The sequence below is a fragment of the Streptomyces sp. NPDC050418 genome (assembly GCF_044458745.1).
Taxonomy (GTDB): Bacteria; Actinomycetota; Actinomycetes; order Streptomycetales; family Streptomycetaceae; genus Streptomyces.
Genome location: NZ_JBITIG010000005.1, coordinates 70,100 through 95,519, shown reverse-complemented (window position 1 = coordinate 95,519; position 25,420 = coordinate 70,100). Strand labels below are relative to the sequence as shown.

Annotated in this window: 25 protein-coding genes and 1 tRNA gene; 12 read left to right on the top strand and 14 right to left on the bottom strand. The window is 70.1% G+C overall.

Features of this window, described 5'->3' with window-relative positions:
- Window positions 1-3: 3 nt before the first annotated feature.
- The 3 genes from ACIBI4_RS13215 to ACIBI4_RS13205 all read right to left on the bottom strand — a co-directional run bounded on the left by ACIBI4_RS13215 (window position 4) and on the right by ACIBI4_RS13205 (window position 4,581).
- A complete protein-coding gene (locus tag ACIBI4_RS13215; protein WP_399203879.1) occupies window positions 4-1,119 on the bottom strand; it encodes a MerR family transcriptional regulator in 1,116 nt (371 codons plus the stop codon).
- A gap of 112 nt (window positions 1,120-1,231) precedes the next feature.
- Window positions 1,232-3,766 carry an ABC transporter permease gene (locus ACIBI4_RS13210; protein ID WP_399203878.1) on the bottom strand — a complete coding sequence of 845 codons (2,535 nt, stop codon included), beginning with the start codon at window positions 3,764-3,766 and terminating at the stop codon, window positions 1,232-1,234.
- Window positions 3,767-3,810: 44 nt separating this feature from the next.
- Window positions 3,811-4,581, bottom strand: a complete 771-nt coding sequence (locus ACIBI4_RS13205) for an ABC transporter ATP-binding protein (RefSeq protein ID WP_399203877.1) — start codon at window positions 4,579-4,581, stop codon at window positions 3,811-3,813.
- Between the two features lie 417 nt (window positions 4,582-4,998).
- Here ACIBI4_RS13205 and ACIBI4_RS13200 point away from each other — a divergent pair.
- The 6 genes from ACIBI4_RS13200 (at window position 4,999) to ACIBI4_RS13175 (ending at window position 9,453) form a co-directional block, all read left to right on the top strand.
- A tRNA-Leu gene (locus ACIBI4_RS13200) sits at window positions 4,999-5,081 on the top strand.
- A 112-nt stretch (window positions 5,082-5,193) separates the two neighbouring features.
- A complete protein-coding gene (locus ACIBI4_RS13195; RefSeq protein WP_399203876.1) occupies window positions 5,194-6,297 on the top strand; it encodes a hypothetical protein in 1,104 nt (367 codons plus the stop codon).
- Between the two features lie 7 nt (window positions 6,298-6,304).
- The gene (locus ACIBI4_RS13190; RefSeq protein WP_399203875.1) at window positions 6,305-6,757 is read left to right on the top strand and encodes a hypothetical protein; all 453 of its coding nucleotides are present in this window, start codon (window positions 6,305-6,307) and stop codon (window positions 6,755-6,757) included.
- Window positions 6,758-6,809: 52 nt separating this feature from the next.
- Complete coding sequence (locus tag ACIBI4_RS13185; protein WP_399203874.1) at window positions 6,810-7,313, top strand: SMI1/KNR4 family protein; 504 nt, start codon at window positions 6,810-6,812, stop codon at window positions 7,311-7,313.
- 198 nt (window positions 7,314-7,511) lie between these two features.
- Window positions 7,512-8,615 carry a YeiH family protein gene (locus ACIBI4_RS13180; RefSeq protein WP_399203873.1) on the top strand — a complete coding sequence of 368 codons (1,104 nt, stop codon included), beginning with the start codon at window positions 7,512-7,514 and terminating at the stop codon, window positions 8,613-8,615.
- 157 nt (window positions 8,616-8,772) lie between these two features.
- Window positions 8,773-9,453 carry a GPP34 family phosphoprotein gene (locus ACIBI4_RS13175; protein ID WP_399203872.1) on the top strand — a complete coding sequence of 227 codons (681 nt, stop codon included), beginning with the start codon at window positions 8,773-8,775 and terminating at the stop codon, window positions 9,451-9,453.
- A gap of 105 nt (window positions 9,454-9,558) precedes the next feature.
- Here the strand turns inward: ACIBI4_RS13175 and ACIBI4_RS13170 are convergent, their stop codons facing one another.
- Complete coding sequence (locus tag ACIBI4_RS13170) at window positions 9,559-9,633, bottom strand: 50S ribosomal protein bL37 (RefSeq protein ID WP_381671703.1); 75 nt, start codon at window positions 9,631-9,633, stop codon at window positions 9,559-9,561.
- 206 nt (window positions 9,634-9,839) lie between these two features.
- Here ACIBI4_RS13170 and ACIBI4_RS13165 point away from each other — a divergent pair, with 206 nt between their 5' ends.
- Window positions 9,840-10,718: a Bax inhibitor-1/YccA family protein gene (locus tag ACIBI4_RS13165; RefSeq protein ID WP_399203870.1), complete on the top strand. Its 879-nt coding sequence runs from the start codon at window positions 9,840-9,842 to the stop codon at window positions 10,716-10,718.
- 107 nt (window positions 10,719-10,825) lie between these two features.
- Here the strand turns inward: ACIBI4_RS13165 and ACIBI4_RS13160 are convergent, their stop codons facing one another.
- On the bottom strand, window positions 10,826-11,056 hold the full coding sequence (locus ACIBI4_RS13160; RefSeq protein WP_399203869.1) for a DUF4287 domain-containing protein: 231 nt from the start codon (window positions 11,054-11,056) through the stop codon (window positions 10,826-10,828).
- Between the two features lie 146 nt (window positions 11,057-11,202).
- Between ACIBI4_RS13160 and ACIBI4_RS13155 the strand changes: the two genes are divergently transcribed.
- Window positions 11,203-11,484, top strand: coding sequence for a hypothetical protein (locus ACIBI4_RS13155; RefSeq protein WP_399204298.1), 282 nt, complete (start codon window positions 11,203-11,205; stop codon window positions 11,482-11,484).
- 87 nt (window positions 11,485-11,571) lie between these two features.
- Here ACIBI4_RS13155 and ACIBI4_RS13150 read toward each other — a convergent pair whose 3' ends face one another.
- The 4 genes from ACIBI4_RS13150 to ACIBI4_RS13135 form a co-directional block, all read right to left on the bottom strand.
- Window positions 11,572-12,480, bottom strand: a complete 909-nt coding sequence (locus ACIBI4_RS13150) for a hypothetical protein (protein WP_399203868.1) — start codon at window positions 12,478-12,480, stop codon at window positions 11,572-11,574.
- A 202-nt stretch (window positions 12,481-12,682) separates the two neighbouring features.
- Window positions 12,683-13,903: an acetyl-CoA C-acetyltransferase gene (locus ACIBI4_RS13145; protein ID WP_399203867.1), complete on the bottom strand. Its 1,221-nt coding sequence runs from the start codon at window positions 13,901-13,903 to the stop codon at window positions 12,683-12,685.
- A 225-nt stretch (window positions 13,904-14,128) separates the two neighbouring features.
- Entirely contained in the window at window positions 14,129-14,536 is a 408-nt protein-coding gene (locus ACIBI4_RS13140; RefSeq protein ID WP_399203866.1) for an SgcJ/EcaC family oxidoreductase, read from the bottom strand.
- 49 nt (window positions 14,537-14,585) lie between these two features.
- On the bottom strand, window positions 14,586-15,617 hold the full coding sequence (locus tag ACIBI4_RS13135) for an SGNH/GDSL hydrolase family protein (protein ID WP_399203865.1): 1,032 nt from the start codon (window positions 15,615-15,617) through the stop codon (window positions 14,586-14,588).
- A gap of 162 nt (window positions 15,618-15,779) precedes the next feature.
- Between ACIBI4_RS13135 and ACIBI4_RS13130 the strand changes: the two genes are divergently transcribed.
- Window positions 15,780-17,177, top strand: a complete 1,398-nt coding sequence (locus ACIBI4_RS13130; protein ID WP_399203864.1) for a cystathionine beta-synthase — start codon at window positions 15,780-15,782, stop codon at window positions 17,175-17,177.
- A gap of 352 nt (window positions 17,178-17,529) precedes the next feature.
- Here ACIBI4_RS13130 and ACIBI4_RS13125 read toward each other — a convergent pair whose 3' ends face one another.
- Together ACIBI4_RS13125 and ACIBI4_RS13120 are read right to left on the bottom strand one after the other, a co-directional pair.
- Window positions 17,530-17,958, bottom strand: coding sequence for a hypothetical protein (locus ACIBI4_RS13125; RefSeq protein WP_399203863.1), 429 nt, complete (start codon window positions 17,956-17,958; stop codon window positions 17,530-17,532).
- 73 nt (window positions 17,959-18,031) lie between these two features.
- The gene (locus tag ACIBI4_RS13120; RefSeq protein ID WP_399203862.1) at window positions 18,032-19,252 is read right to left on the bottom strand and encodes a saccharopine dehydrogenase family protein; all 1,221 of its coding nucleotides are present in this window, start codon (window positions 19,250-19,252) and stop codon (window positions 18,032-18,034) included.
- Between the two features lie 47 nt (window positions 19,253-19,299).
- Between ACIBI4_RS13120 and ACIBI4_RS13115 the strand changes: the two genes are divergently transcribed.
- From ACIBI4_RS13115 to ACIBI4_RS13105, 3 genes are all read left to right on the top strand, one after another.
- A complete protein-coding gene (locus tag ACIBI4_RS13115) occupies window positions 19,300-19,905 on the top strand; it encodes a TetR/AcrR family transcriptional regulator (protein WP_399203861.1) in 606 nt (201 codons plus the stop codon).
- A gap of 92 nt (window positions 19,906-19,997) precedes the next feature.
- Complete coding sequence (locus ACIBI4_RS13110; RefSeq protein ID WP_399203860.1) at window positions 19,998-20,831, top strand: MurR/RpiR family transcriptional regulator; 834 nt, start codon at window positions 19,998-20,000, stop codon at window positions 20,829-20,831.
- 211 nt (window positions 20,832-21,042) lie between these two features.
- Window positions 21,043-21,465: a VOC family protein gene (locus ACIBI4_RS13105; RefSeq protein WP_399204297.1), complete on the top strand. Its 423-nt coding sequence runs from the start codon at window positions 21,043-21,045 to the stop codon at window positions 21,463-21,465.
- A 15-nt stretch (window positions 21,466-21,480) separates the two neighbouring features.
- On the opposite strand, the gene ACIBI4_RS13100 is transcribed toward ACIBI4_RS13105, so the two are convergent.
- The 3 genes from ACIBI4_RS13100 to ACIBI4_RS13090 all read right to left on the bottom strand — a co-directional run bounded on the left by ACIBI4_RS13100 (window position 21,481) and on the right by ACIBI4_RS13090 (window position 25,228).
- Window positions 21,481-22,842: an APC family permease gene (locus ACIBI4_RS13100; RefSeq protein ID WP_399203859.1), complete on the bottom strand. Its 1,362-nt coding sequence runs from the start codon at window positions 22,840-22,842 to the stop codon at window positions 21,481-21,483.
- A 78-nt stretch (window positions 22,843-22,920) separates the two neighbouring features.
- Window positions 22,921-24,141 (bottom strand): hypothetical protein, encoded by a 1,221-nt coding sequence (locus tag ACIBI4_RS13095; protein WP_399203858.1) that lies wholly within the window; start codon window positions 24,139-24,141, stop codon window positions 22,921-22,923.
- Window positions 24,134-25,228 carry a HesA/MoeB/ThiF family protein gene (locus tag ACIBI4_RS13090; RefSeq protein WP_399204296.1) on the bottom strand — a complete coding sequence of 365 codons (1,095 nt, stop codon included), beginning with the start codon at window positions 25,226-25,228 and terminating at the stop codon, window positions 24,134-24,136. The genes ACIBI4_RS13095 and ACIBI4_RS13090 overlap by 8 nt, the downstream gene beginning before the upstream one ends.
- Between the last annotated feature and the right edge of the window lie 192 nt (window positions 25,229-25,420).

Here is a 25,420-nt window from a genome sequence, read left to right as displayed (position 1 = left end):
TCCTCACCCCACGAGCAGCCGAAGGCCCAGATCGGCCGCGTCGAGCCCGGTGAGCGCCGCGTTGCGCTCGGCCCACCGGCCGGAGGCGAGGTCGTCGCCGAGGCGGCGTACCGCCCGCTCCTCGGCCCGCGCCCCCACCCTCGTCCACACCGACGACGCACGGCGCACGTGATCCTCCAGATACGCCTCGGGGCGGCGCCAGTACGCCTCGAACAGGCCGTCGGCGCAGTCCCACGGGACGGGCACCGGCTCGGCGCGGGCGCCGGCCGCCTCACTCATCCCGGCCAGCGAGGGGAACTCCGCGAGGACGCCGGCGAACTCGGGCAGATAGTCGCGGGTGAGCCAGAACCGGTCCTGCCAGCCGGGCTCGTCCGTGTCGAAGGTCAGCACCACCACGCGCCGCGCCACCCGCCGCATCTCGTGCAGCCCGGCGATCGGGTCCTGCCAGTGGTGGACGGTCGAGACGGCCATCGCCACGTCGAAGGACCCGTCCTCGAAAGGGAGTTGTTCCGCGGCGGCGGCCACGCACGGCGCCGCCCCGGCGGGCCGCTGCTCCCGCATGACCGCCGACGGCTCCACCGCGGTCACCTCGCGGTCCACGGGCTCGTAGGAGCCGGTGCCGGCCCCGACGTTCAGGACCGTTTGCGCGTCCCCGAGCGCGTCCCATATCTGAGCGGCGATCCGCGGCTCGGTCCGCCGCGTCGCCGTGTACGCGCCGCCGATCGCCTCGTACAGTTGTGCACCGAGCATCCCGAGCTGTTCCTCCGCCGTCACCTTCAGTCCCTTCGCCCGCACGTCGAGCTCCTTGTCGATGGCCGCCACCATGGCCTCGGCGCGGTCGCGCCGTTCGAGCAGCAGACCGCGCAGCCGCCGCAGATGCGCGACCGCGTCGGCAGTCGGATCGCCGACGAGCTCCGCGATCTCCCGCAGCCCGAACCCGAGGCGCCGGTACGCGAGGACCTCCCGCAGCCGCTCCACATCGCCGCTCGCGTACGCCCGGTACCCGGCCGCGGTCCGCGCCGACGGCCGGACGAGCCCGATCCGGTCGTAGTGGTGCAGGGTCCGCACGCTCACACCGGCCAGCGCGGCCACCCGTCCTACAGTCCAGTGCTCTTCCACGGCTCCGACTATCGGGCCTGACGCCGCGTAAGGGTCAAGCCCTCCCCGTATACGGCCGAGGGCCCGGCTCCCCGCAACGGGAAACCGGGCCCTCGCCTTCGTACGAGCCGTGTCACTCGGCCTTGATGGCCGACAGCATGTTCATCTTCGCCGCCCGCCGCGCCGGCCACAGCGCCGCGAGGATGCCGACCACCGCCGCGAGGCCGAGGAAGATGCCCATCCGGGTCCACGGCAGGACCAGGGAGTACGTCGACATCGAGCTGGCGATCATCTCGCCGACCGCCCAGCCGAAGAACACCCCGAGGCCGATGCCGAGCACACCGCCGAACAGCGAGATCACCAGGGATTCCAGCCGGACCATGCGCTTGATGCCCTTGCGGTCCAGGCCGATCGCGCGGAGCATGCCGATCTCCTGCGAGCGTTCGAACACCGACATCGCGAGGGTGTTGATCACACCGAGCACGGCGACGATGACCGCCATGGCGAGCAGGCCGTAGAGCATGTTCAGCATCAGCGTGAACATGGCCGCGATGTCCTCGGAGACGTCCTTCTTCGAGTCGACGGCGATGGCCGGGTTGGAGCCGAGCGCCTTCTCGATCCGGTCCTTCGCCGCGTCGGACGCGCCGTCCTTCGTCTTGACGAACACCTGCATGTCGCTGATCTGCTTCTGGTGCGGCGCGAGGGTGTCCTTGTCCAGGAGGATGCCCTGGATCATCTCGTTGCCCTCGTAGATGCCGCCGATCTTCAGCGAGCCCTTCTCCCCGTCCGCATACGTGACGGGGAGCTGCGAGCCGAGCTTCCAGCCCTCGGACTCGGCGCGCTTCTTGTCGACGACGACCGAGGTGCCGCCGATGTCCTTCAGCGACCCCTTGTCGAAGTCGAGCTTGACCAGCTGGTCCACCGACTTGGCGTCCACACCCGTCAGGTACTGCGTCGAACCGTCCACCTTCGACTGCGAGTTGCGCAGCGGCGTGGACGCCGTGACCTCGTCCAGCTCGCCGAGGGTCTTCTCGACCTCGGGGTTGAGCGGCGTGAAGTTGGCCATCGACACGACGTAGTCGGCCTTGAGCGAGTCCGTGGCCATCTTGTCGATGGCCTTCTGGACGCTGCCGGCGATCACGGTCATGCCGGTGATCAGGGTCAGACCGATCATCAGGGCCGAGGCGGTCGCGGCGGTGCGCCGCGGATTGCGTACGGAGTTCTGGCGGGCGAGCTTGCCGGAGACACCGAACAGACGCATCAGCGGGGAGGCGGCCGCGATCAGCGGGCGTGAGAGCAGCGGCGTCAGGATGAAGACGCCGATCACGAGCAGACCCGCACCGCCGCCGACGAGCGCCTTGCCGTCGAGGCCCTGGCCGGAGCCCGCCACGACACCGGCGACGCCGGCGCCCGCGAAGAGCGAACCGATCGTGTTGCGCAGCACGAGGGACTTGGTGGTCGCGGTCGCGTGGACGCTGCTCATCGCCGCGACCGGCGGGATCTTCGCGGCACGGCGGCCGGGCAGCCATGCGGCCAGCATCGTCACGACGATGCCCACGACCAGCGAGGCGACCACGGTGTTCGTGCCGATGAGGAGCGGACCGTCGGGGACCTGCATGTCCAGCGAGCCGAGCAGGGAACGCAGCCCGGCGCCGATTCCGATACCGGCGGCCAGCCCCGTGACACCGGCGACGGTGCCGACGACGAACGCCTCGATGAGGACCGAACGCGTCACCTGGCGGCGCGAGGCACCCACGGCCCGCATCAGCGCGAGCTCCTTGGTGCGCTGGGCGACCAGCATCGTGAACGTGTTGGCGATGATGAAGATGCCGACGAACAGCGAGATACCGGCGAAGGCGAGCATGCCCGTGCGCATCGCGCTCGTACCCTCGGCGATGTCCTTCGCCTGCTCGTCCGCGAGCTGCCCGCCGGTCTCGATCTCCAGACCGTCCTTCGGGAGGACCTTGCCGATCTCGGCCTTCAGCGCGGCCTGCGAGGTGCCGGCGGCGGCCTTCACATCGATCTCGGAGAATTCTCCGAGCGTGCCGTACAGGCCCTGCGCGGTCTTCGTGTCGAACAGGACGAGGCTCGCGCCCGCCGACACGGCACCGTCATCGGTGGAGAAGATGCCGCTGATCTTCGGCTGAAGCACCGGACCGTCCACGGACATACGGACGGTGTCGCCGACCTTGTACCCGGTGCGCTCGGCGGTCTTGGCGTCGAGCGCGATCTCGTTCTCCGAGGCCGGCGCGCGGCCCTCCTCGATCGGGTAGCGCGGGTCCTTGCCGTCCTTGCCCGCGTAGTAGTTGGCGCCGAGAGTGTCGGCGAAGCCGGAGCCGATCAGCTTGCCGTCCTTGCCGGCGAGAGCGGCGAAGCCGTTCACCGAGCCGAGGGCGGAAGCGGCGCCGGGCACCTGCGCGGCCTTGTCGAGCGTGGCCTGGGTGAGCGCGGGCTCCTTGCCGAGGTCGTCGCTGTCGCCGCCGTCGGGGCGGATGGCGACGTCGACATGGTCGAAGCCCTTGGCGGAGCTGCTCTTGAACGCTTCGGAGATCGTGTTGGTGAAGACCAGGGTGCCGGACACGAAGGACACGCCGAGCATGACGGCGAGCACGGTCATCAGCAGCCGGGCCTTGTGCGCGAGCACATTGCGCAAGGCTGTACGGAACATGTGAAGTCTCTTGTCTCTGTACGGAGTTGGCGGCTGCTGGTCGGTCAGCTGGTGCGGCCCTTGGCGTCGAACCGCTTCATGCGGTCGAGCACCGAGTCGGCGGTCGGCTCGTACAGCTCGTCGACGATGCGTCCGTCGGCGAGGAAGACGACACGGTCGGCGTACGCGGCCGCCACCGGGTCATGCGTGACCATCACGACGGTCTGGCCGAGCTCGCGCACGGAATTGCGCAGGAACCCGAGCACCTCGGCGCCCGAACGCGAATCGAGGTTTCCGGTCGGCTCGTCACCGAAGATGATGTCCGGCTTGGACGCGAGCGCACGGGCCACGGCCACGCGCTGCTGCTGGCCGCCGGAGAGCTGGCTCGGCCGGTGGGAGAGCCGGTCCTTGAGCCCGACCATGTCGATCACCTGCTGCACCCACTGCTTGTCGGGCTTGCGGCCCGCGATGTCCATGGGGAGCGTGATGTTCTCGTACGCCGTGAGGGTCGGCAGCAGGTTGAACGCCTGGAAGATGAACCCGATCTTGTCCCGGCGCAGCTTGGTCAGCTGCTTGTCCTTCAGCGACCCCAGCTCGGTGTCACCGATGCGCACGGACCCGCTGCTGAAGCTGTCCAGCCCGGCGACGCAGTGCATCAGGGTCGACTTGCCGGACCCCGAGGGGCCCATGATCGCGGTGAGCTGCGCCTGCCGGAAGTCGACGCTCACCTTGTCGAGGGCGACCACCTGGGTCTCGCCCTGGCCGTAGACCTTGGTCAGCTCGGTGGCCCGGGCGGCTACGGCGGTGGCCTGGGTGGCGAGGGGGGTGGTGGTCACGGGGGTGGGCTCCTGACGGGACGGGGACTGATCGGGACGGCCCGGCCGGACCTGCCGATCGGACTTGTTCCATCGTCACCGCGTAAAACCGGCGTGAAGTCAGCCGCAGCTCCGGTTCTGCCCGCCGCCTTCAGGTTGACGGCACCACCCGTCCGTCATACCTGGGGATGACGGCCGACCCTGAGCCCCGCGTCCCCGCGATCACCCGCCCGAGGGGCGTCTTTCCGTCAATCCTGCGTACACCGGTGCACCTGTACGAGGCGCACGCACACCGCACACACCATGCGCACTCGACCACCGCCCACTTCTGACGGCCCGTCACTCGTCAACAAAATAAGACAACATCAGTCTGCCGTTGCGCTGTTCGGGGGATGTGTCCCGATAGGCTCGGACTCCGCTCAAGCGATCCCGCGGCCCGCCCGGATGGTGGAATGCAGACACGGCGAGCTTAAACCTCGCTGCCCCTCGGGGGCGTACCGGTTCGAGTCCGGTTCCGGGCACACTCGCTCATCTGCGGGTTACGCGCAGAGGCTGCTGCCGCTGATCGTGGCCCAGGGCCTCCTCTGGGCACCTCGCTCCCAGCGTGTCGGAGCCCCTGAATAGGGTGATCGCATGACGCAGCTGCTGGCGCCCGTGATCACGGAGGCGGAGGCCCTGATCCTTGCCGGGACCGGGCTTTGCCGGTATGAGATGGGATCGGCACTCATCGGGGTCGGGTCGGAGGCGACCGTCGTCATCGTGGAGTCCGGGGACCATCCCGGAGCCGGCGGCGTGCAGGACTCCGAGAAGGTCCTGCTACGCGGGAGCACCGGACGAGGGCTCTATGCGCGGCTGACCTTCGAGCCCCCGCTGCCCATCCGCCTCTTCGCGCGCGTAGAGGGCGGTTGCCTCCCCTTGGGCCTTGCCCGGTGCAGGGGGAAGTCGGACCCCGCCACATTCGATTACGCGGAGCTGGAGCTCCTTGAGCCGCTGCCACGCGCGGTCCTGAACGTAGTTCGACCCGTCCCTGCTTGCGGCCCCGTTCCGGACGTGCACTGGGTCGATCTCGTGGACACGGATCCGCTCCGGGCGCTGGAGTTGTTCGTACTCGGCTGGTTTCCGGCGGAGGGGGCGGAGCCGGCTCAGGAGGAGAACGCGCCGGGCATCGTAGGCCAACTCCCAGAGGCGCTCGCTGCGTTCTACCGCCTGGGCCGATTGCGCCCCGCTCTTCATGGATTCCCCGACTGGGTGCCGGAGCAGCCCAAACGTGAGCACGGACCAAGCGGTGAGCGTCTGGTCTTCGCTGTGGAGAATCAGGGCTGCAGGGACTGGTCCATCCCGTGGGTGCCAGACGCATCGAGTGGGCCCGACCCTCAGGTATGGCTCACAGAGGACCCATACCTTGAGGATGCGGAGACGATTTTGGAGGAGGAACCTCTCAGTCGATTCCTCCTCCAGTTCACCCTCTACGAAGCCCTGGCCTCGGCACCGTTCCAGGCCAGGACCTTCGTCATGCCGAAGCCGCGTCTCGACCCGTTGTGGACCACGCTGCGCCCGGTGCCACTGAGCCCGTTTATGCCTACGTACGAGGGCTGGAAGTTCTTTGCTGCCCCGGGGCTGCTCATGGTGGCCAGCATGGACGATGACGATGCCGTTGTGGCCTTCGGCGCACTCCACCGCGGGACGTTGACTCCGCTGCTTGAGCACGGATTCCGCTGGCTTAGCTTTGACGGGTGAGGTGTGAATGAGGGAATTCGCGGAAACCGCGGACGAGATCAATTCACTTACGGCGCTTGATTTCGATCCGGCTAATGTGGATGCTGATGGCGAGGAGAGGCTGTATACCCTTTGCGAAGAGCTTTACCGTTTCGGGCCCGGTTTGGCTGCACCTTTGATGTTCGCCTTGATGGAGCGGTTGGATGGAGCGGACTTGGGGGATCCTGGACCGCTGGTCCATACCTTGGAACGGTGGCCTGGCGAATATGAGGTCCACCTTCGGGATTCGATCAACAGGAAGCCGTCGCTTTTGGCGGTTTGGATGGTGAATCGACTGATTAATGTAAGTGAGGGGGGTGTGCGCGATAATTGGATTCACTTGCTGCGCGAAGCCCTCGATAATCCTGCAACGACCTTGAGCGCAAAGCGTGAGGTTCTGGAAGTCCTGAAGTTTCAGAGCATTGAGGATTCCTCAGGCTGATGTGTGTGTGCGTCCTGTTTTCTGGCTGCGGTTCCGTCGACGTTGGCCCGCCGTGCACGCCTTCGAGGCCGAGCGCGGCATCGTGCTGCCCGAGCCGTACCGCACGGTCGTGGCCGAGATATGCGACGGAACGGCCGAGGAGACCGGCCCGCCGTTCTACGGGCTCGTCCCCGTGGCCGAGGAGCCGGACGACTGGGATGATCCGGCCGGCGGGCGAGACCTGACCCGCCCCTTTCCCCTGACCAAGGCGGTGCGGTTCGAAGGGGACGGCGAGGAGCTCTGGGAGGACGACGAGGAGCCGATCTTCAATGACGGTTCGGTCGTCCTGGGCACCGACGGCTGCGGCATGTACTGGCACCTGATCGTCACCGGCCCGAGCCGTGGGCACGTCTGGCGCATCGATGAGTTCGGGGCGACCCCGTTCGGCGCCGAGTTCGGGCATACGACGGGGGAGGCCGGGTTCGCGGGGTGGGTGCGGCACTGGTCGGAGCGGACCGGCGGGCTCTCGTCGGAGGGCTGGTTCGATGCCGAGGAGGGTGCGGTCAGGGGTGAGTAGGGCGGGACAAGTCCCGGCGGACTCCCGGCACTTCGGCCCGGCAGGGCAAGCCCGGTCTGTGCGAGTACACGATCAAGTAGTCAGGTCGAGGGCGTGCGCATGCCCCCCGGCCAGGCGGCGTACCCATAAGGCCAACCTATGACCTCCCCTCCAGGTCACCTCTACTGAGCCCCGCCTCCCCGGCGCACGCTGGTGAGCATGGTTCTCATAGGTCCCGAGCGCCCTGCTCTCCGCCCCACCCCGCGGAAGAGGCGCGCTCCCAGGACGCAGGCCGTGGGGCGGAACATGCCCGGGCTTGCGCTCGCCGTCGTCGGACTCACGGCCGCCGCCGCGGTGCATGCGGTGTGGCCCGGTGTTCCGATGCTCACCGCCGCCGTCGTGCTCGGTGTCGTCGCGGCGCATCTGCCGCGCGTCGGCCCGTTCGTACGCGGCGCCGGGCGCCCCGGTCTGTCGACGGCCGGGAAGCGGCTGATGCGGGCCGGGATCGTGCTGCTCGGGCTGAAGCTGAGCCTGGGGGACGTGGTCGCGCTCGGCTGGGAGAGCGTGGTGATGGTGCTCGGCGTCGTCGTGGCCACCTTCTTCGGAACCCAGTGGCTCGGCCGGCGGCTCGGGCTCTCCCGCGACCAGTCGCTGCTCGTGGCCACCGGCTACTCGATCTGCGGCGCCTCCGCGATCGGCGCCGTCGCCGGTGTCCTCGGTAAGGGCGAGGACGACGAGCGGCACGAGGCGGAGGTCGCCTCGTCCGTCGCCCTCGTCACACTCTGCGGCACGCTCGCCATCGTCGTACTGCCGCTTCTGAAGGGTCCGTTGGGGCTGGACGCCGTGGAGTTCGGGCGGTGGGTGGGCGCCAGTGTGCACGACGTCGGCCAGGTGGTCGCCACCGCCCAGACCGCCGGACCGGATGCCCTGACCGAGGGCGTCCTCGTCAAGCTCATCCGGGTCGCGATGCTCGCCCCCCTCGTCGCGGGCGTGGCCCTCGCCCTGCACCACCGGCGCGGGCAGGGCGATGCGCAGGGCGGCGAAGGCGATGCGCGGGGGCGGCGGCCCGCGCTCGTGCCGCTGTTCGTCGCGGGCTTCCTGGCGATGGTCGCGCTGCGCACGACCGGCCTCCTCGGCCCCGGTGTCCTCGAAGCCGCCGACACCGCCCAGGAACTCCTTCTCACAGCTGCCCTGTTCGGCCTCGGCACCGCCGTCCACTTCCCGTCCCTGACCCGCTCGGGCGCCCGCCTCGCCGCCCTGGGCCTGGCCTCCTGGGCGCTCGTCGGGTCGGTGGCGTACGCGGGCGTACTGCTCACGACCTGAGACGTGCTGCTTGACAGCGCGAGGGAAGTCAGCGGTATACGAAGATCAGCGGTACACGGAGAAACAGCGGTACACGGAGAAACAGCGGTACACGGAGAAACAGCGGTACACGACGTACGGGTGCGCGCACGGGGCGCGTGCCCGTGAAGGGGGAAACATGAACGGGGAACCCACGGCGGTCACCTTGGCCGAAGAGGCCATGCTGCTGGCCCTGGACGACGACTCCGGGGCCACCGGCCAGAAGGATTCCGCGGCCTGGGCGGTGGCCGGCGGGATCCTGCTGGAGCTGGTGCTCGCGGGCCGCGTCGCCATCGACAACAAGCTCATCGTCATGGTGGACACCACCCCGACCGGGGAGCCGCTGATCGACGCGCCGCTTGCGGCCCTCCCCGGCTGGATCGGCAACCGTGCGGAGCGGAAGCGGCACATCGTCTACTGGCTCACGAAGGAGAAGGAAAAGGTCATCGCCCCGACCATCGAGCGGCTGGTCGCGCGGGGCGTGCTCGTGGAGCAGAAGCGCAAGGCGATGGGGCTCTTCCCCGTACGCCGCTACCCCGAGGCCGACGCGCGGGTCGAGGCGGAGCTGCGGGAGCGCCTGAACGCGGTCGTGCTCGGCGGCGCCGAGCCGGACACGCGCACCGCCGGGCTCGTGGCCCTGGTCCACGCCTCGAAGCTGCACGCCTCGGCGTTCCCCGGGCGGCGCGCCAAGGACCTCGCGCCGCGGATGGAGCAGGTCGCGGACGGGCAGTGGGCGGGGGACAGCGTGCGCGAGGCGATCCGCGACATGACGCTGGTGATGGCGTCGGCCACCGCCGCCACGATCGCAGCGATCACCTGAGCGGCCGCGGAAACAGCCGCTGAAGCAGCCGCTGAGACCTGCAGAACATGAAGGACCGCGCCCGTCCGGCGGGTGCGGTCCTTCATGTGGGGGAGCGGGGGCGTCTCAGGTGTTCGGACGCTTTCCGTGGTTCGCCTTCTTCTTCTTGCGGGCCCTGCGCTTGTTGCCGCGGGTCGACATGAGGCCTCCCAGTTTCGTACGGGATAGGGCGGTTTGCCCGTGCTCTGCCGAGTCTAGATTCGGGACGCCGCACCGGCGCGAGGAACAGGGAACGGGCCCTGGTCGTTCAAGGGGTGTGAAAGATCCTCCCTGAGCATTAGGGTGCATCTTTTGCTAACGCATTACTCTTGACCTAAGGCCGCGCAGGGTGGCCATGGAGGAGTGAAATGAGGAGCAGCAACCCGGTCTTCTCGCGACGGGGGTTCAGCCGCGACAACGGCCACGCGGGCTTCAACGCCGGGCCGCAGGCCGGGGGCCCCGCCGTAGGCACGCAGGGCAATCCGTATGTTGGCGGCAACCCGTACGGGCAGCCGACGGCGGCGCCGACCAATCCTTACGCGCAGAACCCGTACGCACCGCAGCAGGGCGCCCCGGCCCCGGTCACCACCGGCAACCGGATGACGATGGACGACGTGGTGGCCCGTACGGGTATCACGCTCGGCCTGGTCATCGCGGGTGCCACGGTCGCGTGGGTCACGGACCTGAACATCGGCATCGCCGTCGCCGCCGGCTTGGTCGCGATGGTCCTGGCCCTTGTGCAGTCGTTCAAGCGCAAGCCGATCCCGGCACTGATCCTGACGTACGCGGGCCTCGAGGGAGTCTTCCTCGGCGCGATCAGCAATTACGTCAACCAGTGGGCCGAAGGCGCGCCCATGCAGGCCGTCCTCGGCACCATGGCCGTGTTCGTGACGATGCTGGTCCTCTACAAGACCCGCATCGTCCGCGTCACCGCTCGCTTCACGCGCTACCTGATCATCGCGGCCACCGCCTTCCTGGTTCTGACGGCCGTGAACCTGCTGTTCATGGTCTTCGCCGGCGGCGACGGCCTCGGCTTCCGCAGCGGCGGCCTGGGCATCGTCTTCGGCATCGTCGGCATCCTGCTCGGCGCCTTCTTCCTCGCCCTGGACTTCAAGCAGGTCGAGGACGGCATCGCGTACGGCGCCCCGCGCGAGGAGTCCTGGCTGGCGGCCTTCGGCCTCACCATGACCCTGGTGTGGATCTACCTCGAGATGCTGCGACTGATCTCGATCCTGCAAGGCGACTAGCAGCGCTGACGGCAAAGCCGTCGGCAATACGCGAAGGGGCTCCCGGTCACCACCGGGAGCCCCTTTCACGTATGCAGGCACATGGTGTGCTGTCGTCGCCGAGCGGCTCAGCGCAGCCTGCGCGCGGCCCTCCTCTTGTCGTGCTCGTGGATGATCGCTTTCGCGTGGCCGTACGCGAGGTCGTACTCGTGGCGGAGCCAGCTGACCTTCTCCTCGAAGCGGAGGAATGCGGGGCCGTCGTCAACGGCGCGAAGCCAGTCGGACACTTCGCGGCCGGTGCAGTGGGGGATGCGGGCGAGCAGATTGCGATGGGTCTCCTCGGAGAAGACTAGGGACATCGGCGCCTCCGGACGCTGGCGTGTCGGGCGTGTGGGGTCGGCAGTCCTCTTCCCGTCACCGTGCCTGAGCGCCGGGGCGTTGGCAATGCCCCGCGAACGGCGCATAGGGTCGTTCCGTGCTTGATACGACGCCGCTGAACGCCGCCGTGGACCGATTCGCCGACCATCTGCGCGCCGCCCCGCAGAGCCGGCTGCAACGAGGGGCCGCGGCGGAAGCGCTGGCGCTGGCCAGGGAGTTGGCACGGCGTGCCCAGATCATCGAGGGCGTCGAGGGCGGGCCGCACGAGATGAGGGACGCCGGGATGTTCGCCGTAGCCGATCAAGTCACGGTCGCGGGGCGCGACTTGGGACTCGTACTGGAAAATCTTGAGGAACTCGCGGAAGCCGTCGCGCTCGTCGAGGAGGCGCAGAAGCGCGCCGGGGTGTGACGCCGCCGGGCCACGCACAGCAGTGCGCCGGGGCACCCCGTGAAGGGGGCCCCGGCGCACTGGCCGTACAGGGGTCGTGAACCGGAGTTACGCCGAGGCGATCACCCGGTCCGCGAGGATGTACACGTTCTCGTCGCCGCAGGCGAACGTCAGCGAGTACGCGCCGGAGACTCCGGAGCCGCCGAGCAGCACCGGGGTGTCGCCGCCCTGCAGCGCGGCGGCCAGCCGCTCGGCCGTCTCGCGGTGACCCGGGGTCATGCAGAGCGTGGTGCCGTCGGTGAAGACGTAGACGTCGAGCGTGCCCAGCGGGCCGGGGCGGACGTCGCACAGCGCGGTACGGGCGTCGGCGAGCGCCGCGAGACGCGTGACCGTGTGCTCGTGGTCGCCGGTGAGCGCGGTGCTCTCCTGGGCGGGGCCCACGGACTGCACCGGCACGAAGTCCGGGTGCGAGGGGTGGCGGCGGCGGGCCGCGGCCAGCTCGGGGGAGTCGCCCGGGTGCTCGTCGGCGGCGAGGAGATCCTCGGCGACCTCGTACGCGGCCTGCCGGAGCTCCTCGGAGTCGTCGGCGCGGTCCAGCTCCGGACCGAAGCCCAGATCGCGCAGCTCGCGCTCGAAACCGACGAAGTCCGACTGACGCGGCAGGAACAGCTCCTCCGACAGGCCGGGCGGCAGCGTGCCGAGCAGCGAGGGGGCGTCGGCGGCATCCCGCGCCTCCTGCGCGGCCCAGAACGCCCGCGCCTCGGCCAGCTCGCGCTCGCGCTCCTCGGCCAGCGCCTCGGCGACGGCGGTACGGATCGCTTCGGTGCCGGGCTGCTCCGCGGCGCTGCGCGCGGCGGGCACCCGGGCCTGGCCCGCGGTGGTGCGGTCGGCGGCCAGTTCGGACCGCAGTGCCGATATCTCCTGCCGCAGACTCCGCACGGTGTGCAGCGCCGCGGCGCAGGCCAGGGCCGTGGCAGCGGCGATGGCGAGCAGCAGGACACTCAAGGTGACACTCACTGACGTACTCCTGATTTCAAAGTCGACCCCCGACTTCCTACAACAGCTTGTCGTGCGGGTGGGGAGCCTGTCAGTGGAGAAGGTCACGAATCGGACAGGCCGTTGTACCTCACCCATCTGGGTGCACCGCGCTGACCTGCGGAAACGGCACTCCCCCAGGACATTGGTCACATCCTGGGGGAGATTGGGTCACGTACGGGTGTCAGCTCAGACGCTCGATGACCATCGCCATGCCCTGGCCGCCGCCGACGCACATGGTCTCCAGACCGAACTGCTTGTCGTGGAACTGGAGGCTGTTGATCAGGGTGCCGGTGATCCGGGCGCCCGTCATGCCGAAGGGGTGGCCGACGGCGATGGCGCCGCCGTTGACGTTCAGCTTGTCGAGCGGGATGTTCAGGTCGCGGTAGGACGGGATGACCTGCGCGGCGAAGGCCTCGTTGATCTCGAACAGGTCGATGTCGTCCACGGTCAGACCCGCGCGCTTGAGCGCCTGCTTCGAGGCCTCGACCGGGCCGAGGCCCATGATCTCGGGGGACAGACCGGTGACACCGGTGGAGACGACGCGGGCCAGCGGGGTCAGGCCCAGCTCGGCGGCCTTGGTGTCGGACATGATGACGAGCGCGGCGGCGCCGTCGTTCAGCGGGCAGCAGTTGGCCGCGGTGATCATGCCGTCGGGGCGGAAGACCGGCTTCAGGCCGGAGACGCCCTCCAGGGTGACGCCGGCGCGCGGGCCGTCGTCCTTGGAGACGACCGTGCCGTCGGGGGTGGTGACCGGGGTGATCTCGCGCTCCCAGAAGCCGTTCTTGATGGCTTCCTCGGCGAGGTTCTGCGAGCGGACACCGAACTCGTCCATGTCCTGGCGGGTCACACCCTTGATGCGCGCCAGGTTCTCGGCGGTCTGGCCCATGCCGATGTACGCGTCGGGCAGCAGGCCGTCCTCGCGCGGGTCGTGCCACGAGGCGCCGGTGGACTGGGAGACCTCGGCGGTACGGGCCTCGGCGTCGGCGAAGATCGGGTTGTGCGTGCCCGGCATGCCGTCCGACGAGCCGTTGATGAAGCGCGAGACGGTCTCGACACCGGCCGAGATGAAGACATCGCCCTCGCCGGCCTTGATGGCGTGCAGTGCCATACGGGTCGTCTGCAGGGAGCTGGAGCAGTAGCGGGTGATCGTGCAGCCCGGCAGGTGGTCCATGCCCATCTGCACGGCGACGATACGGCCCAGGTTGTGGCCCTGCTCGCCGCCCGGCAGACCACAGCCGAGCATCAGGTCGTCGATGTCCTTCGGGTCCAGCTCGGGGACCTTGGCGAGGGCGGCCTGGATGATCGTGGCGGTCAGGTCGTCCGGGCGCAGGTCCTTCAAGGAGCCCTTGCCGGCGCGGCCGATCGGGGAGCGGGCGGTGGAGACGATCACGGCTTCGGGCATCACGGGCTCCGGTTCTCGGGGGGCGGCTGAGGTGGGCGTCCGCGGGGGAAGTTACCCGTACGTACGGTGAAGGTCACCGGGTACGGGCTGTGACGCCTGCCTCTTTCTGAGCGTGCGCTTAGGTGTTGCCGCTCTAAGCGTACGCTCAGGAGCCGTTCCGCGGTATGCCCCGGGTGTTCCGGTGCGCTCCGAGCCCCCGAGCGGCCCGGTGCGCACCCCGCCGCCTCAGTCCGGGAGCTGGACGGTGTTCTGGTTCGCCGTGAGCAGCCAGCGGCCGTCCTCCTTCGCCATCACATACAGCGGCGAGGTCGGATTCCCCGTGGGCTCCCCGTCGAGCGTCAGATACTGGCCGCGCGCCTTAACCGCCGCCACGTCCGGGCGGATGAACAGCACGTCCACCAGTTCGTAGCGGACCGAACCGTTCGCCATCGCGCCGGGCAGCGCACGGTGCGTGAACGCCGTGATCTCGTCGAGGCCCGTGAGCAGCTTGCCGTGCGCGGTCGTCCAGATCGCGTCGGCGCGGAACAGGCCGAGGAACTCCTCCACGTCCTCGGTGACCTGCGAGTGTTCGAGGGTGGCGATGACCTGCTCGATGGCCTTCAGGTCCGCGGATGATGCCGTCGTCGTGTTCATGTGGATCAGCCTGCGACCTCAACCAGGCTTGAGGTCAAGGAAGTTGGCCTCACGTCGCCGCCGTCCCCGTCGGCTTCGCGGACGCGGGCGACGGCTCCGGCTCCTCGATCCGCCGGCGCCTGCGCCGCTTGAGCAGCGCCCACGGACCGCGCGGACCCGTCGGCATCGCCGCCGTCACCTCCGTACCGCCCTCGGACGCCGCCTGGGCCGCCGCACGCGCGACCGGCAGGAAACCCTCGTTGCGTGCCGCGTCCGGGCGCTCCTCCTCCGCCGGCCACAGACCGAGCGAGGAACAGACCGTCGGCAGCACCGCCATCGCCGCCGTGGCATAGCCCTCCGCCGACGGGTGGTAGTTGTCCAGCGAGAACATCTCCCGCGGATTCGCCGAGAACTCCGGACCGAGCAGATCACCCAGCGACACGGTACGGCCGCCCTGTTCGACGACACCGATCGTCTGGGCGGCCGCGAGCTGACGGGAGACCCGGCGGGCCAGCCACCGCAGCGGCTGGTACACCTGCTCCACCGAACCCAGGTCGGGACACGTGCCGACCACCACCTCCGCACCCGCGGTGCGCAGCCGCCGCACCGCCGACGACAGATACCGCACCGACTGCGTCGGCGGCATCCGGTGCGTCACGTCATTCGCACCGATCATGATCACGCACACGTCCGGCGCCGGACCCCGGTTCGCCAGGACCAGCGTCACCTGACGGTCGAGATCGTCGGACTGGGCCCCCGGCAGCGCCACGTTCACCAGCTCCACCGGCCGCTCCGCCACCGCCGCGAGGCCCTGCGCGAGCAGCGCGCCCGGAGTGTGCCGCGCCCGGCGCACACCCTGGCCCGCCGCCGTCGAATCGCCGAGCATCGTCAGCCGGAGCGGCCGCTCGCCCTCGCCGTACGAACGCCCGTACAGACCGTTCGCACGCGGCGGGATCGGGGCCACCCCATGGCCCACCGACCGCTTCGCCAGCTGGACCTCCGCGAGCACCACACCCACCGCGGCCGCACCCACGAGCCCGATGCCGCCGCCGCCGAACGCCGCACCCGCGGCGATCCGCCGTGCCACCCTCGCCCTCGACATGTAACGCAGCCACCTCCTGTGCGTACGGCAGATCGCAACCGCCGTACAAGAACTGCTTGCCCCGTCCCCCAGGTCATCCAATCTCCGTGCGGTGGAAGTGGCCCTGCGCAGGTCTAAGCTGACGGCCGTCCCAGGCAAACACCGGAGAACCCGGAGACAACGGTGCAATTCCACGACTCGATGATCAGTCTCGTCGGTAACACCCCGCTGGTGAGACTCAACAAGGTGACCGAAGGCATCAGGGCGACCGTCCTGGCCAAGGTCGAGTACTTCAATCCGGGCGGTTCCGTGAAGGACCGCATCGCGCTGCGCATGATCGAGGCCGCCGAGCAGAGCGGCGAGCTGCAGCCCGGCGGCACCATCGTCGAACCGACCTCCGGCAACACCGGCGTCGGCCTCGCCATCGTGGCCCAGCAGAAGGGCTACAAGTGCATCTTCGTCTGCCCGGACAAGGTCTCCCTCGACAAGATCAACGTGCTGCGCGCGTACGGCGCGGAGGTCGTGGTCTGCCCGACGGCCGTCGATCCCGAGCACCCGGACTCGTACTACAACGTCTCCGACCGCCTCGTCCGTGAGACCCCCGGAGCCTGGAAGCCCGACCAGTACTCCAACCCGAACAACCCGCGCTCGCACTACGAGACCACCGGTCCCGAACTGTGGAAGCAGACCGACGGGAAGATCACCCATTTCGTCGCGGGCGTGGGCACCGGCGGCACCATCTCCGGCACGGGCAACTACCTCAAGGAGATCAGCGACGGCGCGGTGCAGATCGTCGGTGCCGACCCCGAGGGCTCCGTCTACTCCGGCGGTTCCGGCCGTCCGTACCTCGTCGAAGGCGTCGGCGAGGACTTCTGGCCGACCGCGTACGACCAGAACGTCACGGACCGCATCGTCGCGGTCTCCGACAAGGACTCCTTCCAGATGACCCGCCGCCTCGCCAAGGAGGAGGGCCTCCTGGTCGGCGGCTCCTGCGGCATGGCGGTCGTGGCGGCGCTGGAGGTGGCGCGGGAGCTGGGGGAGGACGACGTGGTGGTCGTGCTGCTGCCGGACTCGGGGCGCGGCTATCTGTCGAAGATCTTCAACGACGAGTGGATGGCCGACTACGGCTTCCTGGAGGACCCCGGGACGTCCGCGAGCGTCGGAGACGTGCTCCGTCACAAGGAGGGCGGCGCGCTGCCCTCGCTGGTGCACATGCACCCGGAGGAGACCGTCGGCGAGGCGATCGAGGTGCTCCGGGAGTACGGAGTGTCGCAGATGCCCATCGTGAAGCCGGGTGCCGGACACCCCGACGTGATGGCCGCCGAGGTGATCGGCTCGGTCGTCGAACGCGAGCTGCTCGACGCGCTGTTCGCCCAGCGCGCCTCGCTCGGCGATCCGCTGGAGAAGCACATGTCGGCGCCGCTGCCGCAGGTCGGTTCCGGTGAGCCGGTGGCCGATCTGATGGCGGTGCTCGGGGCGACGGCCGGCGCGGACGCGGCGATCGTGCTCGTCGAGGGCAAGCCGAAGGGGGTCGTCTCGCGGCAGGACCTGCTGGCGTTCCTGGCCGGGGGCGCGAAGTAGCGCCGACCGGGGGCGCGAAGCGGCGTCGGGGGAACGGCAGTTCGGTCCGGCCGGCGTACCCCCGGAAAAGTGCACGCACGCGACACGTCCGCGCAGCACCCGCTTAACACGCGTCCGGCATCGTGGTGGGTGTCGGCAGGGAAGGGGAGCGGCTCCCCCGGACCCGTCGGCACCGAGCGGCGCAGGACCTCCGGAGCGGCTCCCGGACCTCCTCGACGCCATGGGCGCGATACGCCGGCCCTGACCCGGCCCGCGTCCGCTCGCGGGGACCGCCGTCGTCCCGCCCCCCGTCACACGGGGGTGCGGCGGCCCCGCGGGCAGCACGGTCGTCCCTTGCCGCGCTGCCCGGTGGTCAGTCCTCCCAGTCCGAGTCCTCGCGGCGGGCCCGGCGGTTCCGGCCGAAGCTCGGGAACTTGTGCATGGCGTGGACCGCGTTCACGCCCACGATGCCGAGCCACGCGACGATCAGGCCCGGCAGGTCCGCGTTGACCGCCGCGATCGCCGAGAGCGGGATGGCGAGGATCAGGGAGACGATGGCGAAGCCGAAGCGCTCGCCCCAGGCATCGACGTGGCCCTGCGGGCCGCGCGCCTCGCGGGCGACGGCCATCTGCTGCTCGGCCATGAGGCGGCGCATCCGGCGGTCGACCGTGGCGTCGAGGCGGTTCTCGACCTTCTCGAGGAACGAGTCGACCAGGGCCGGTTCGTACTCCTCGCCGAGCTCCCTGCGGGTGTGCAGGGTCGCCTCTAGTTCCTTCTTGAGCTCAGCGTCTCGGGTGTCCATGGCATACGACGGTACGGAGCCGGGGGCGGTCGGCGCAGTGGGGCTAGCCCCCGGGTTCCTCCTGCGGTGCCCCTCAGTGCGCGGCGAGCGCGTCGGTGATGGCCGTGCGGTAGGCGGTGGCGGGGTCAGGGTCCCAGGAGCGGGTGATGGCCGTCATCGCCTCGGGGCGTGGCGCGCCCGGGCAGTGCGGAGCGAGGGCCGCGAAGTAGCGGTCGGGGTCGAGGGCGGCTTCGGGGGCGTGGACGCCGGGGGCGGTGAGCGCGCCGGTCGTCAGCTGTTCCAGGGCGACGGCGAGCGGGATCCCGGTGACCGCGCCCATCGTCGTGCCGGGGAAGTGGCACAGCGCCACCCCGACGGAGGCGGGGCGCCCCGCGTGCGTACCGGTGGCGAGCGCGAAAAGGGGCGGCAGGCGGTCGGGCCCGACCAGCCGGTCCAGGGGTGGTGAGGGCAGCCGCCGTTCGGCGGTCTGTGCGAGGCGTGCGGCGCGGGCGGGGGACAGGACGCGGTGGTCGACGGCCCAGCGCGTGGCGCGCATGAAGGCGAGGAAGCTCCGGCTGCCCGTGGTGACGTTGACGCTTGTCGTGGCCGCGAGGGTGCGTGGCAGTGTGATCGGTTCGGGGTGGCCGAAGGTCCACGCGGTGCGCCGGCCCAGGCCCGGGTAGTCGAGCGGGGTGCGGCGCAGTGGGCGCTCGTCGGTGTACCGCCCGTCGCGCAGGACGCGGATGGTGCCGGTCATCTGGGCGATGCCGTGCACGATCGCGGCGCTGACGCCGGGGCCGGTGGCGTCGAGTCCGCCCGCTTCCACGTTCCAGCCGGTGACGAGGTCGTGTACGGAGTCGAGTTCCCGCGCGGCGTATACGGCGAGGAGGTTGGAGAGGCCGGGTGTGGCGCCCATGCCGATCACCGCGGTGACTCCGGCCGCCCGCGCGCGGGCGGAGAGGCCGAGCATCGCGGCGGTGGGCTCCCAGTCGTCGCAGATGTCGAGGTAGTGGCAGCGGGCGTCGATGGCGGCGGTCAGGACGGGAACGCCGAAGCGGTAGAAGGGGCCGACGGTGTTGACGACGGCGTCGGCGCGGGTGAGCGCGGAGTGCAGGGCGGCGGGGTCGGTGACGTCGAGTCCCAGGGCCCGGACCTGCACGGGTGAGCCGGGCGTGGTGAGTTCGGCCGCGAAGCGGTGGGCGGCCGTCTCGTCGAGGTCGGCGACGGTCAGTTCGTCGATGCCGTCCAGGTGGAGAGCTGTACGGCAGAGGTGGCGGCCCATGCCGCCTGCTCCGCCCAGGGCGAGTACGCGCATTGCGGTTCCTCCGGTGCCTGGTCGCTTGCTCGGATATATTGACTGACATGACAGTAAATAAAGTCGGGCGGCCGAGCAAGGCCGCCGAGCGCCGGACGGAGATCCTCGCCGCGATGACCCGTGTGGTCGCGCGCAGTGGACTCGACGACGCGACGGTGTCCGCGGTGGCCGACGAGGCGGGGCTGCAGCGGACGCTGGTCTTCCATTACTTCGGCGACCGGCGGGCGCTGCTCGACGCGTTCCTCGACGAGGTCGTCGGCGGGTACGGGCGGCGGATGCTGCGCGACGAGCGGCGCACGATCGGGGAGCGGATCGACGGGGCCTTCGCGCCCGGCTTCTACGCCGAGCGCGACGACCTCGTCGTCTGGGTGGAGCTGGTCGCGCTCGCCGCACGGGACGAGGCGGTGCGCGACCGGCTGCGGACGCTGTGGGCGGAGGGCTGGCTGCCGGAGGTGGAGCGGCAGCTCGCGCTGGCCGCGCCGGACGCGGACGACGAGCTCGTCGCGCAGGTCGCGTACGGGGTGACCTGCCTGTTCGAGGCGCACTGGGCGTTCACGCTGCAGGGGCTCGACTCGCCGCGGCGGCGGAAGCAGGCGCGGGCGGCGGCGCGGCAGCTGCTGTCCGCGCTGCCGCTGGAGGCGGCGGGTGACTGAGCGGAAGCGGCGGGCGCGCCCTTGCCTCGGCTGCATATGCTCATGCAGAGTGCTCGAACGCTGAATAACTCAGACCCCGGGGAGACCACGCGATGCCCGACAGCCCGGCCACCCGGCTGCAGCAGCTCTTCGAGGGGCACCGGCTGACCCCGACCCAGCGCCGTATCGCGCACTGCATGGTGCGCCGCGCGGCCGATGTGCCGTTCCTGTCCTCGGTCGAGCTCGCCGATCTCGCCGGGGTCAGCCAGCCGTCCGTGACCCGCTTCGCGGTGGCGCTCGGCTTCGACGGCTATCCGGCGCTGCGCAAGCATCTGCGCGAGGTGGCCCCGGCGGGCGCGCGGACGCCCGCCGAGCTCAACGAGTACCAGCAGGCCGTCGAGGCCGAGATCGAGAATCTGCGCCATCTCGCCTCGGTCCTCGCGGACCCCTCGCCGGTCGAGCGGGCCGGCGCCGTGCTCGCCGGGTCCCGCCCCCTGCCGGTGCTCGGGCTGCGCGCGGCAGCCTCACAGGCGTACGGCTTCGCGTACTTCGCGGCCAAGGTGCACCCGGACGTCCGGCTGCTCGACGAGGGCGGCACGATGCTCGCGGACCGGCTCGACGCGGCGGTCCGCGCGGGCGCCACGGCCCTGATGTGCTTCGCGCTGCCGCGCCACCCGCGCGAGGTCGTCGACGCGCTCGCGTACGCCAAGTCCCTCGGCCTGACGGTGGTCACGGTCGCGGACTCGGCCTTCGCCCCCGTCGCCAAGTCCTCCGACCTGCTGCTGCCCGCGGCGGTCGGCACGGGCCTCGCCTTCGACACCGTCTGCGCGCCGATGCTGCTGGGCCGGGTCCTCCTGGAGGCCATGTGCGACGGCATCCCGGAGGCCCAGGCACGGCTGGAGGCGTTCGACGCGCGGGCGGCGGAGCGTGGGCTGTTCGTCGAGTGACGCCCGTACGCCCTGAAGGTCCTTGACCTGAACCAAACTTGAGCTTCTACGTTCTTGGAAGCACCGCAGGAACCGTCCGGCGGAGCTTTCGAGGAGGTACGTCATGACCGGCACCGCAGTCCCGAACGACAGCGCAGTCCCGAACGACACCGCAGCGCACGACGCCACCGAGATCCCCGACCGCTACCGGTACGCCGTCATCCCGCACATCATGGTCGACGACGCCGCCGCGGCGATCGACTTCTACGAGCGGGCCTTCGGGGCCCGCGAGGACTTCAGGATCGACGCCCCGGGCGGCGGGATCCTGCACGCCGAGATCACCGTCGGACGGTCGGCCCTGATGCTGGGCGACGCGGGCAGCCCGGGCGTGCCGGGTCTCTCCTCGTTCGTCGCGCCCGCCGCGCTCGGCGGCGGCACCTCCGTCACGCTGCATGTCTTCGTGCCGGACGTGGACGAACTGGCGGAGCGGGCGCGGGCCGCGGGTGCGGAGATCATCGAACCGCCGCAGGACACGTTCCACGGTGACCGCTCCACCATCCTCAGGGACCCGTCCGGGCACATCTGGGTGTTCCTCACCCACATCGAGGACGTCCCGGAGGAGGAGCTGCTGCGCCGCCTGGCCGCCGCAGGCTGACCGGCCCGGTCCGGGCTACTCCTCCTCGCCCCGCGACTTCATGACCATCTTGTTCACCACCCACAGCGCGATCCCGATCGCGAGCAGCACCCCGGCGCGGATGTAGACGTCCGCGGGGCGGTCCGCGAGCGGGCTTGCGAGGATCAGGGCGGTGATCGCGCCGAGGACCGGCAGCACCGTCGGCGTACGGAAGTGGGCGTGGTCGACGGGGTCGCGGCGCAGGACCAGGACGGCGACGTTGACCACCGCGAACACGCAGAGCAGCAGGAACGCGGTGGTGTCGCCGAGCCCTTCGATCTCACCGGTCGACACGAGCCCGAGCGCCAGGACCGACACGAAGACGATGCCGACGACAGGGGTGCGGCGTTTGGCGAGGACGCGGCCCATGCCGCGCGGCAGGATGCGTTCGTTGGCCATGCCGTAGCACAGGCGCGAGGCCATCATGATGTTGATGAGCGCCGAGTTGGTGACCGCGAACAGGGCGATCAGGGCGAAGAGTTTGGGCGGGAAGTCCACCCCGCCGGCCTTCACCACTTCGAGCAGCGGACCGCTCGATCCGGCCAGCTTCTTGTGGTCGACCATCAGCGAGGACACCAGCGCCACGAGTACGTAGATGGTGCCGGTGATCGCCACGCCGAGGAAGATCGCCCGCGGGAAGTTGCGCTGCGGGTCCTTGGTCTCCTCGACCATGTTGACCGAGTCCTCGAAGCCGACGAAGGCGAAGAAGCCGAGTGCCGTCGCGCCCAGGACGCCGGTCATCAGGGCATAGCCGCTGCCGCTCGCCTCGAAGTCGGTGAGCCGGGAGGCCTCGCCGTCGCCGTTCAGGACGGCCCAGACGCCGATGCCGAGGATGATGGCGAGGCCCGTCAGTTCGACCAGGGTCAGCACCACGTTCGTCTTCACGGACTCCGAGACGCCCCGCAGGTTGAGGGCCGCGAGGAGCAGGATGAAGGCGATAGCGATCAGCGTCGGCGGCAGTGCGTCGTCGGTGAGCTCGCTCAGATAGTCACCGCTGAAGGCACGGGCCGCGGCGCTCGCCGACGAGAGCCCCGAGCACATCACCATGAAGGCGACGATGAACGTGATGAACGGGACCTTGAACGCCTTCTGCGTGTAGAGCGCCGCGCCCGCCGCCCGCGGGTACTTGCCCACGAGTTCGACATACGAGGCGGCGGTCAGGATCGCGACGACGAACCCGATCACGAAGGGCAGCCAGACCGCCCCGCCCACCCGTCCGGCGACCTTGCCGGTGGCCGCGTAGATCCCCGTACCGAGGATGTCGCCGATCACGAAGAGGATCAGGAGCTTGGGCCCGATGGCGCGTTTCAGCGAGGGTTCTTCGCGTGGAACGGTGCTGCTCGGTTCAGTGACGGACACGGAAACCTCCCCCGAGAGCGGATACGTCGGGTCAGTTACTGCCCGGTGTGGCGACCGTCACACTCAACTCGCCTTTGCTCAGAGGTTCTTCAGAGGTTCAGGCATCTGGCGGCGAGTGCGCAGCCAGGTCACCAGCCAGAGGACGTGCAGCCCTCCGAGGAACACCAGGACCGCCGCCGCGTCCAGCACGGAGGAGAGCGACCGGCCGGACGAGAGGTCCCGGACGGCGCCGCTCAGCAGGGTGAGGTCGGCGGGCACGGTGATCGCCGCCAGGAACCCCAGACACACTGCCGTGCCCACAACGAGGACCACGGCATAGATCCTCACTGCCCGCCGCTCATGACTCGGCAGCAGGGCGCTCGGGTCGCCGGCGGGCGATCCCGGGCGTGGCTTGCGGCGCATGAGGCGCCGCGCCGCGTAGGCGGCGTATGCGCGGCCGTCGCCGTAGAGGTCGCGGCAGCCGGTCAGGTCCTGCAGGACGAAGTACACGTCCGTGCGCATGAAGACCATCAGCTGGAAGGGCAGGGGCAGGAGTGCCGTCAGCGCGACCGCCAGCAGTACGCGGTGGGGGAGAGTGCCGGGCGCCGCCGCGGCCGCGGCCAGGACGGCGAGTGCGAACACCGTGAGGTTCACGGTGACACCCGCCAGATACGCGGTCAGCCGATGGCGGCGGGAGGCCAGTTCGATGCCGCTGATGTCGGTCTGCAGGACCAGGAACTGCAGCCTCGTGCCCAGCTCGATACGGCCGGGAACCCCGGTTGCACGGGCTGTCAGCAGGTGCGCCAGTTCGTGGAGGAGGAGCAGCGTCCACCCGGCGGCGGCACCCAGGGCGATGACGAGGCTGCCGTGTGAAGTCCACAGCAGCGTACGGAAGTCGAGGGAGAGGTCCGGCCGGACGCCGATGAGCAGGAGCGCCGCCGCGAGCAGCGTGCCGGCCGCGGCCGGCAGCGCGGGGTGCAGCGTCCAGCGCACCTGGTGCGGCCGCAGGCCGGCCAGAGGAGGCGGTTTCATGGCCGCGGCGGGCACCGGGCGGCCATCCGCCTCGGCGACGAACTCCAGGTCCATCAGCGCGGTCACGAACTCCGGTACGTCGACGTCCTCGCCGGTGTCCTGCTTGAGCCGTGCGCCCGCCTCCGGGACGCTCAGGCCTGCCTGGAGCAGGTCGATGACGCGCTTGCCGGCCTCGGGCAGTGCCACGAACCGCCCCGTGGCCAGGCGGCCGACGATCCATTCGTCGCGATCCCGCCGGCAGGCAAGGTCGTGCAGCCGGACCGTGGTCGGTGTTCCGGTGTCAGTCATGGGCCTTCCCGCAGGCCGGGCAGTCGGGGCGGCGGTCGAACCGTTCGAGGACCGGGTCGCCGGGCACCATGAGGTTGATGCCGAATCTGAATCCGGGCTCCATCGCGGGGACCCCGGTCAGCAGGGCGAGCGCGGCGTGGGTCTGCAAGGTGCCGGACAGGGAGGCCGTCACGGCGTTGGCGGGGTTCCAGTCGAAGCGCGGCGACGCCACGTCCTCGTCCTGCCCGGGGCCGACCCGCAGGTCGCGGCGTTCCACCTCGCCCGCCCGGTGGCACTCCCAGCAGGCGCCGACGCCTGGAACATGAACCCCCACGGTGACCAGGGGGCCGTGGTATCCGGCGTCGACCCAAGGGGTGTTCGTGGCCAGGCAGGCGCGGTTGGCCCAGCGGCGGATGGCCGGTGGCCGGTCGGCCGCGAGGAGCAGCAGGTCGTAGCCGGGGCTCAGCAGCTCGGCCAGATCGCCGGACGTGCGCACTTCGCGGCGCTCTCCGGTGATCACGGCATCGTTGTTCCGCGCGCGCAACGCGTCCAGCGCCGCGTCGAGTTTGGGCTGACCGATGTCCGTCTCGACGAAGAGCGGCTGCCGGTTGAGATTCGACAGCTCCACCACATCCGGCTCCACGCAGTGCAGCCGCCCGATGCCGGACGCGACCAGGGTCTGGGCCGCGAAACCGCCCGTACCGCCGAGGCCGAGGAGCAGGACGCGCGCATTCCGCAGGCGCAGTTGCGTGTCCCAGGCGGTCTCGCGGGGCGTGAGGTCCATCCAGCGGTGCAGGGGGACACTGCGGCTGTAGCGGATCCGCTCCCGCTCCGTGAACTCCGGTGGAATCGCGGCCGAGGCATCCTCGATGTACCCGGCGGCCAGGAGGTCGGCCACGGCCTCGCGGAGGTCCTCGGCCGGCACGCCGGGGTGTGCCTCGCTCACCGTGGCGAGGATCGCGGGGAGAGGCGCGGTTCCGTCCATGGCCTCGATCAGCGGCCACACCCAGCCATCGGGGTCGGGGATCTCGGCGCCGATGCCGTAGATCACGCTGCCGATGCGGACGTGGCCGTCGCTGGTGCGGTAGGCCCGGTGCTCCGGCTTCACGCGGGGGCGCTTGATGCTGTCCACACCGACTGTCACGGGAACCCTCCGCTCGGCGACATGAGCTCTTGACACTCTGGCCTCAGATGTAACCCTTGGCAAGGTGCCGCAGTCCTCACAGGCTTCGGCAACTGTCCTGCACCGCAGTCGAGTTGAAGGCGAGGGTACGCATGGCGACCAAGATCGTGATCCGTA

What these genes read in the sequence shown, in the direction of transcription:
- ACIBI4_RS13175 (WP_399203872.1), top strand. Translation starts at nt 8,773, where the DNA reads ATGAACGGGGAACCCACGGCGGTCACCTTGGCCGAAGAGGCCATGCTG.
- ACIBI4_RS13145 (WP_399203867.1), bottom strand. Translation starts at nt 13,903, where the DNA reads ATGCCCGAAGCCGTGATCGTCTCCACCGCCCGCTCCCCGATCGGCCGC.
- ACIBI4_RS13105 (WP_399204297.1), top strand. Translation starts at nt 21,043, where the DNA reads ATGGTCGACGACGCCGCCGCGGCGATCGACTTCTACGAGCGGGCCTTC.
- ACIBI4_RS13115 (WP_399203861.1), top strand. Translation starts at nt 19,300, where the DNA reads ATGACAGTAAATAAAGTCGGGCGGCCGAGCAAGGCCGCCGAGCGCCGG.
- ACIBI4_RS13180 (WP_399203873.1), top strand. Translation starts at nt 7,512, where the DNA reads ATGGTTCTCATAGGTCCCGAGCGCCCTGCTCTCCGCCCCACCCCGCGG.
- ACIBI4_RS13095 (WP_399203858.1), bottom strand. Translation starts at nt 24,141, where the DNA reads ATGACTGACACCGGAACACCGACCACGGTCCGGCTGCACGACCTTGCC.
- ACIBI4_RS13160 (WP_399203869.1), bottom strand. Translation starts at nt 11,056, where the DNA reads ATGTCCCTAGTCTTCTCCGAGGAGACCCATCGCAATCTGCTCGCCCGC.
- ACIBI4_RS13140 (WP_399203866.1), bottom strand. Translation starts at nt 14,536, where the DNA reads ATGAACACGACGACGGCATCATCCGCGGACCTGAAGGCCATCGAGCAG.
- ACIBI4_RS13135 (WP_399203865.1), bottom strand. Translation starts at nt 15,617, where the DNA reads ATGTCGAGGGCGAGGGTGGCACGGCGGATCGCCGCGGGTGCGGCGTTC.
- ACIBI4_RS13190 (WP_399203875.1), top strand. Translation starts at nt 6,305, where the DNA reads ATGAGGGAATTCGCGGAAACCGCGGACGAGATCAATTCACTTACGGCG.
- ACIBI4_RS13210 (WP_399203878.1), bottom strand. Translation starts at nt 3,766, where the DNA reads ATGTTCCGTACAGCCTTGCGCAATGTGCTCGCGCACAAGGCCCGGCTG.
- ACIBI4_RS13165 (WP_399203870.1), top strand. Translation starts at nt 9,840, where the DNA reads ATGAGGAGCAGCAACCCGGTCTTCTCGCGACGGGGGTTCAGCCGCGAC.
- ACIBI4_RS13195 (WP_399203876.1), top strand. Translation starts at nt 5,194, where the DNA reads ATGACGCAGCTGCTGGCGCCCGTGATCACGGAGGCGGAGGCCCTGATC.
- ACIBI4_RS13120 (WP_399203862.1), bottom strand. Translation starts at nt 19,252, where the DNA reads ATGCGCGTACTCGCCCTGGGCGGAGCAGGCGGCATGGGCCGCCACCTC.
- ACIBI4_RS13110 (WP_399203860.1), top strand. Translation starts at nt 19,998, where the DNA reads ATGCCCGACAGCCCGGCCACCCGGCTGCAGCAGCTCTTCGAGGGGCAC.
- ACIBI4_RS13125 (WP_399203863.1), bottom strand. Translation starts at nt 17,958, where the DNA reads ATGGACACCCGAGACGCTGAGCTCAAGAAGGAACTAGAGGCGACCCTG.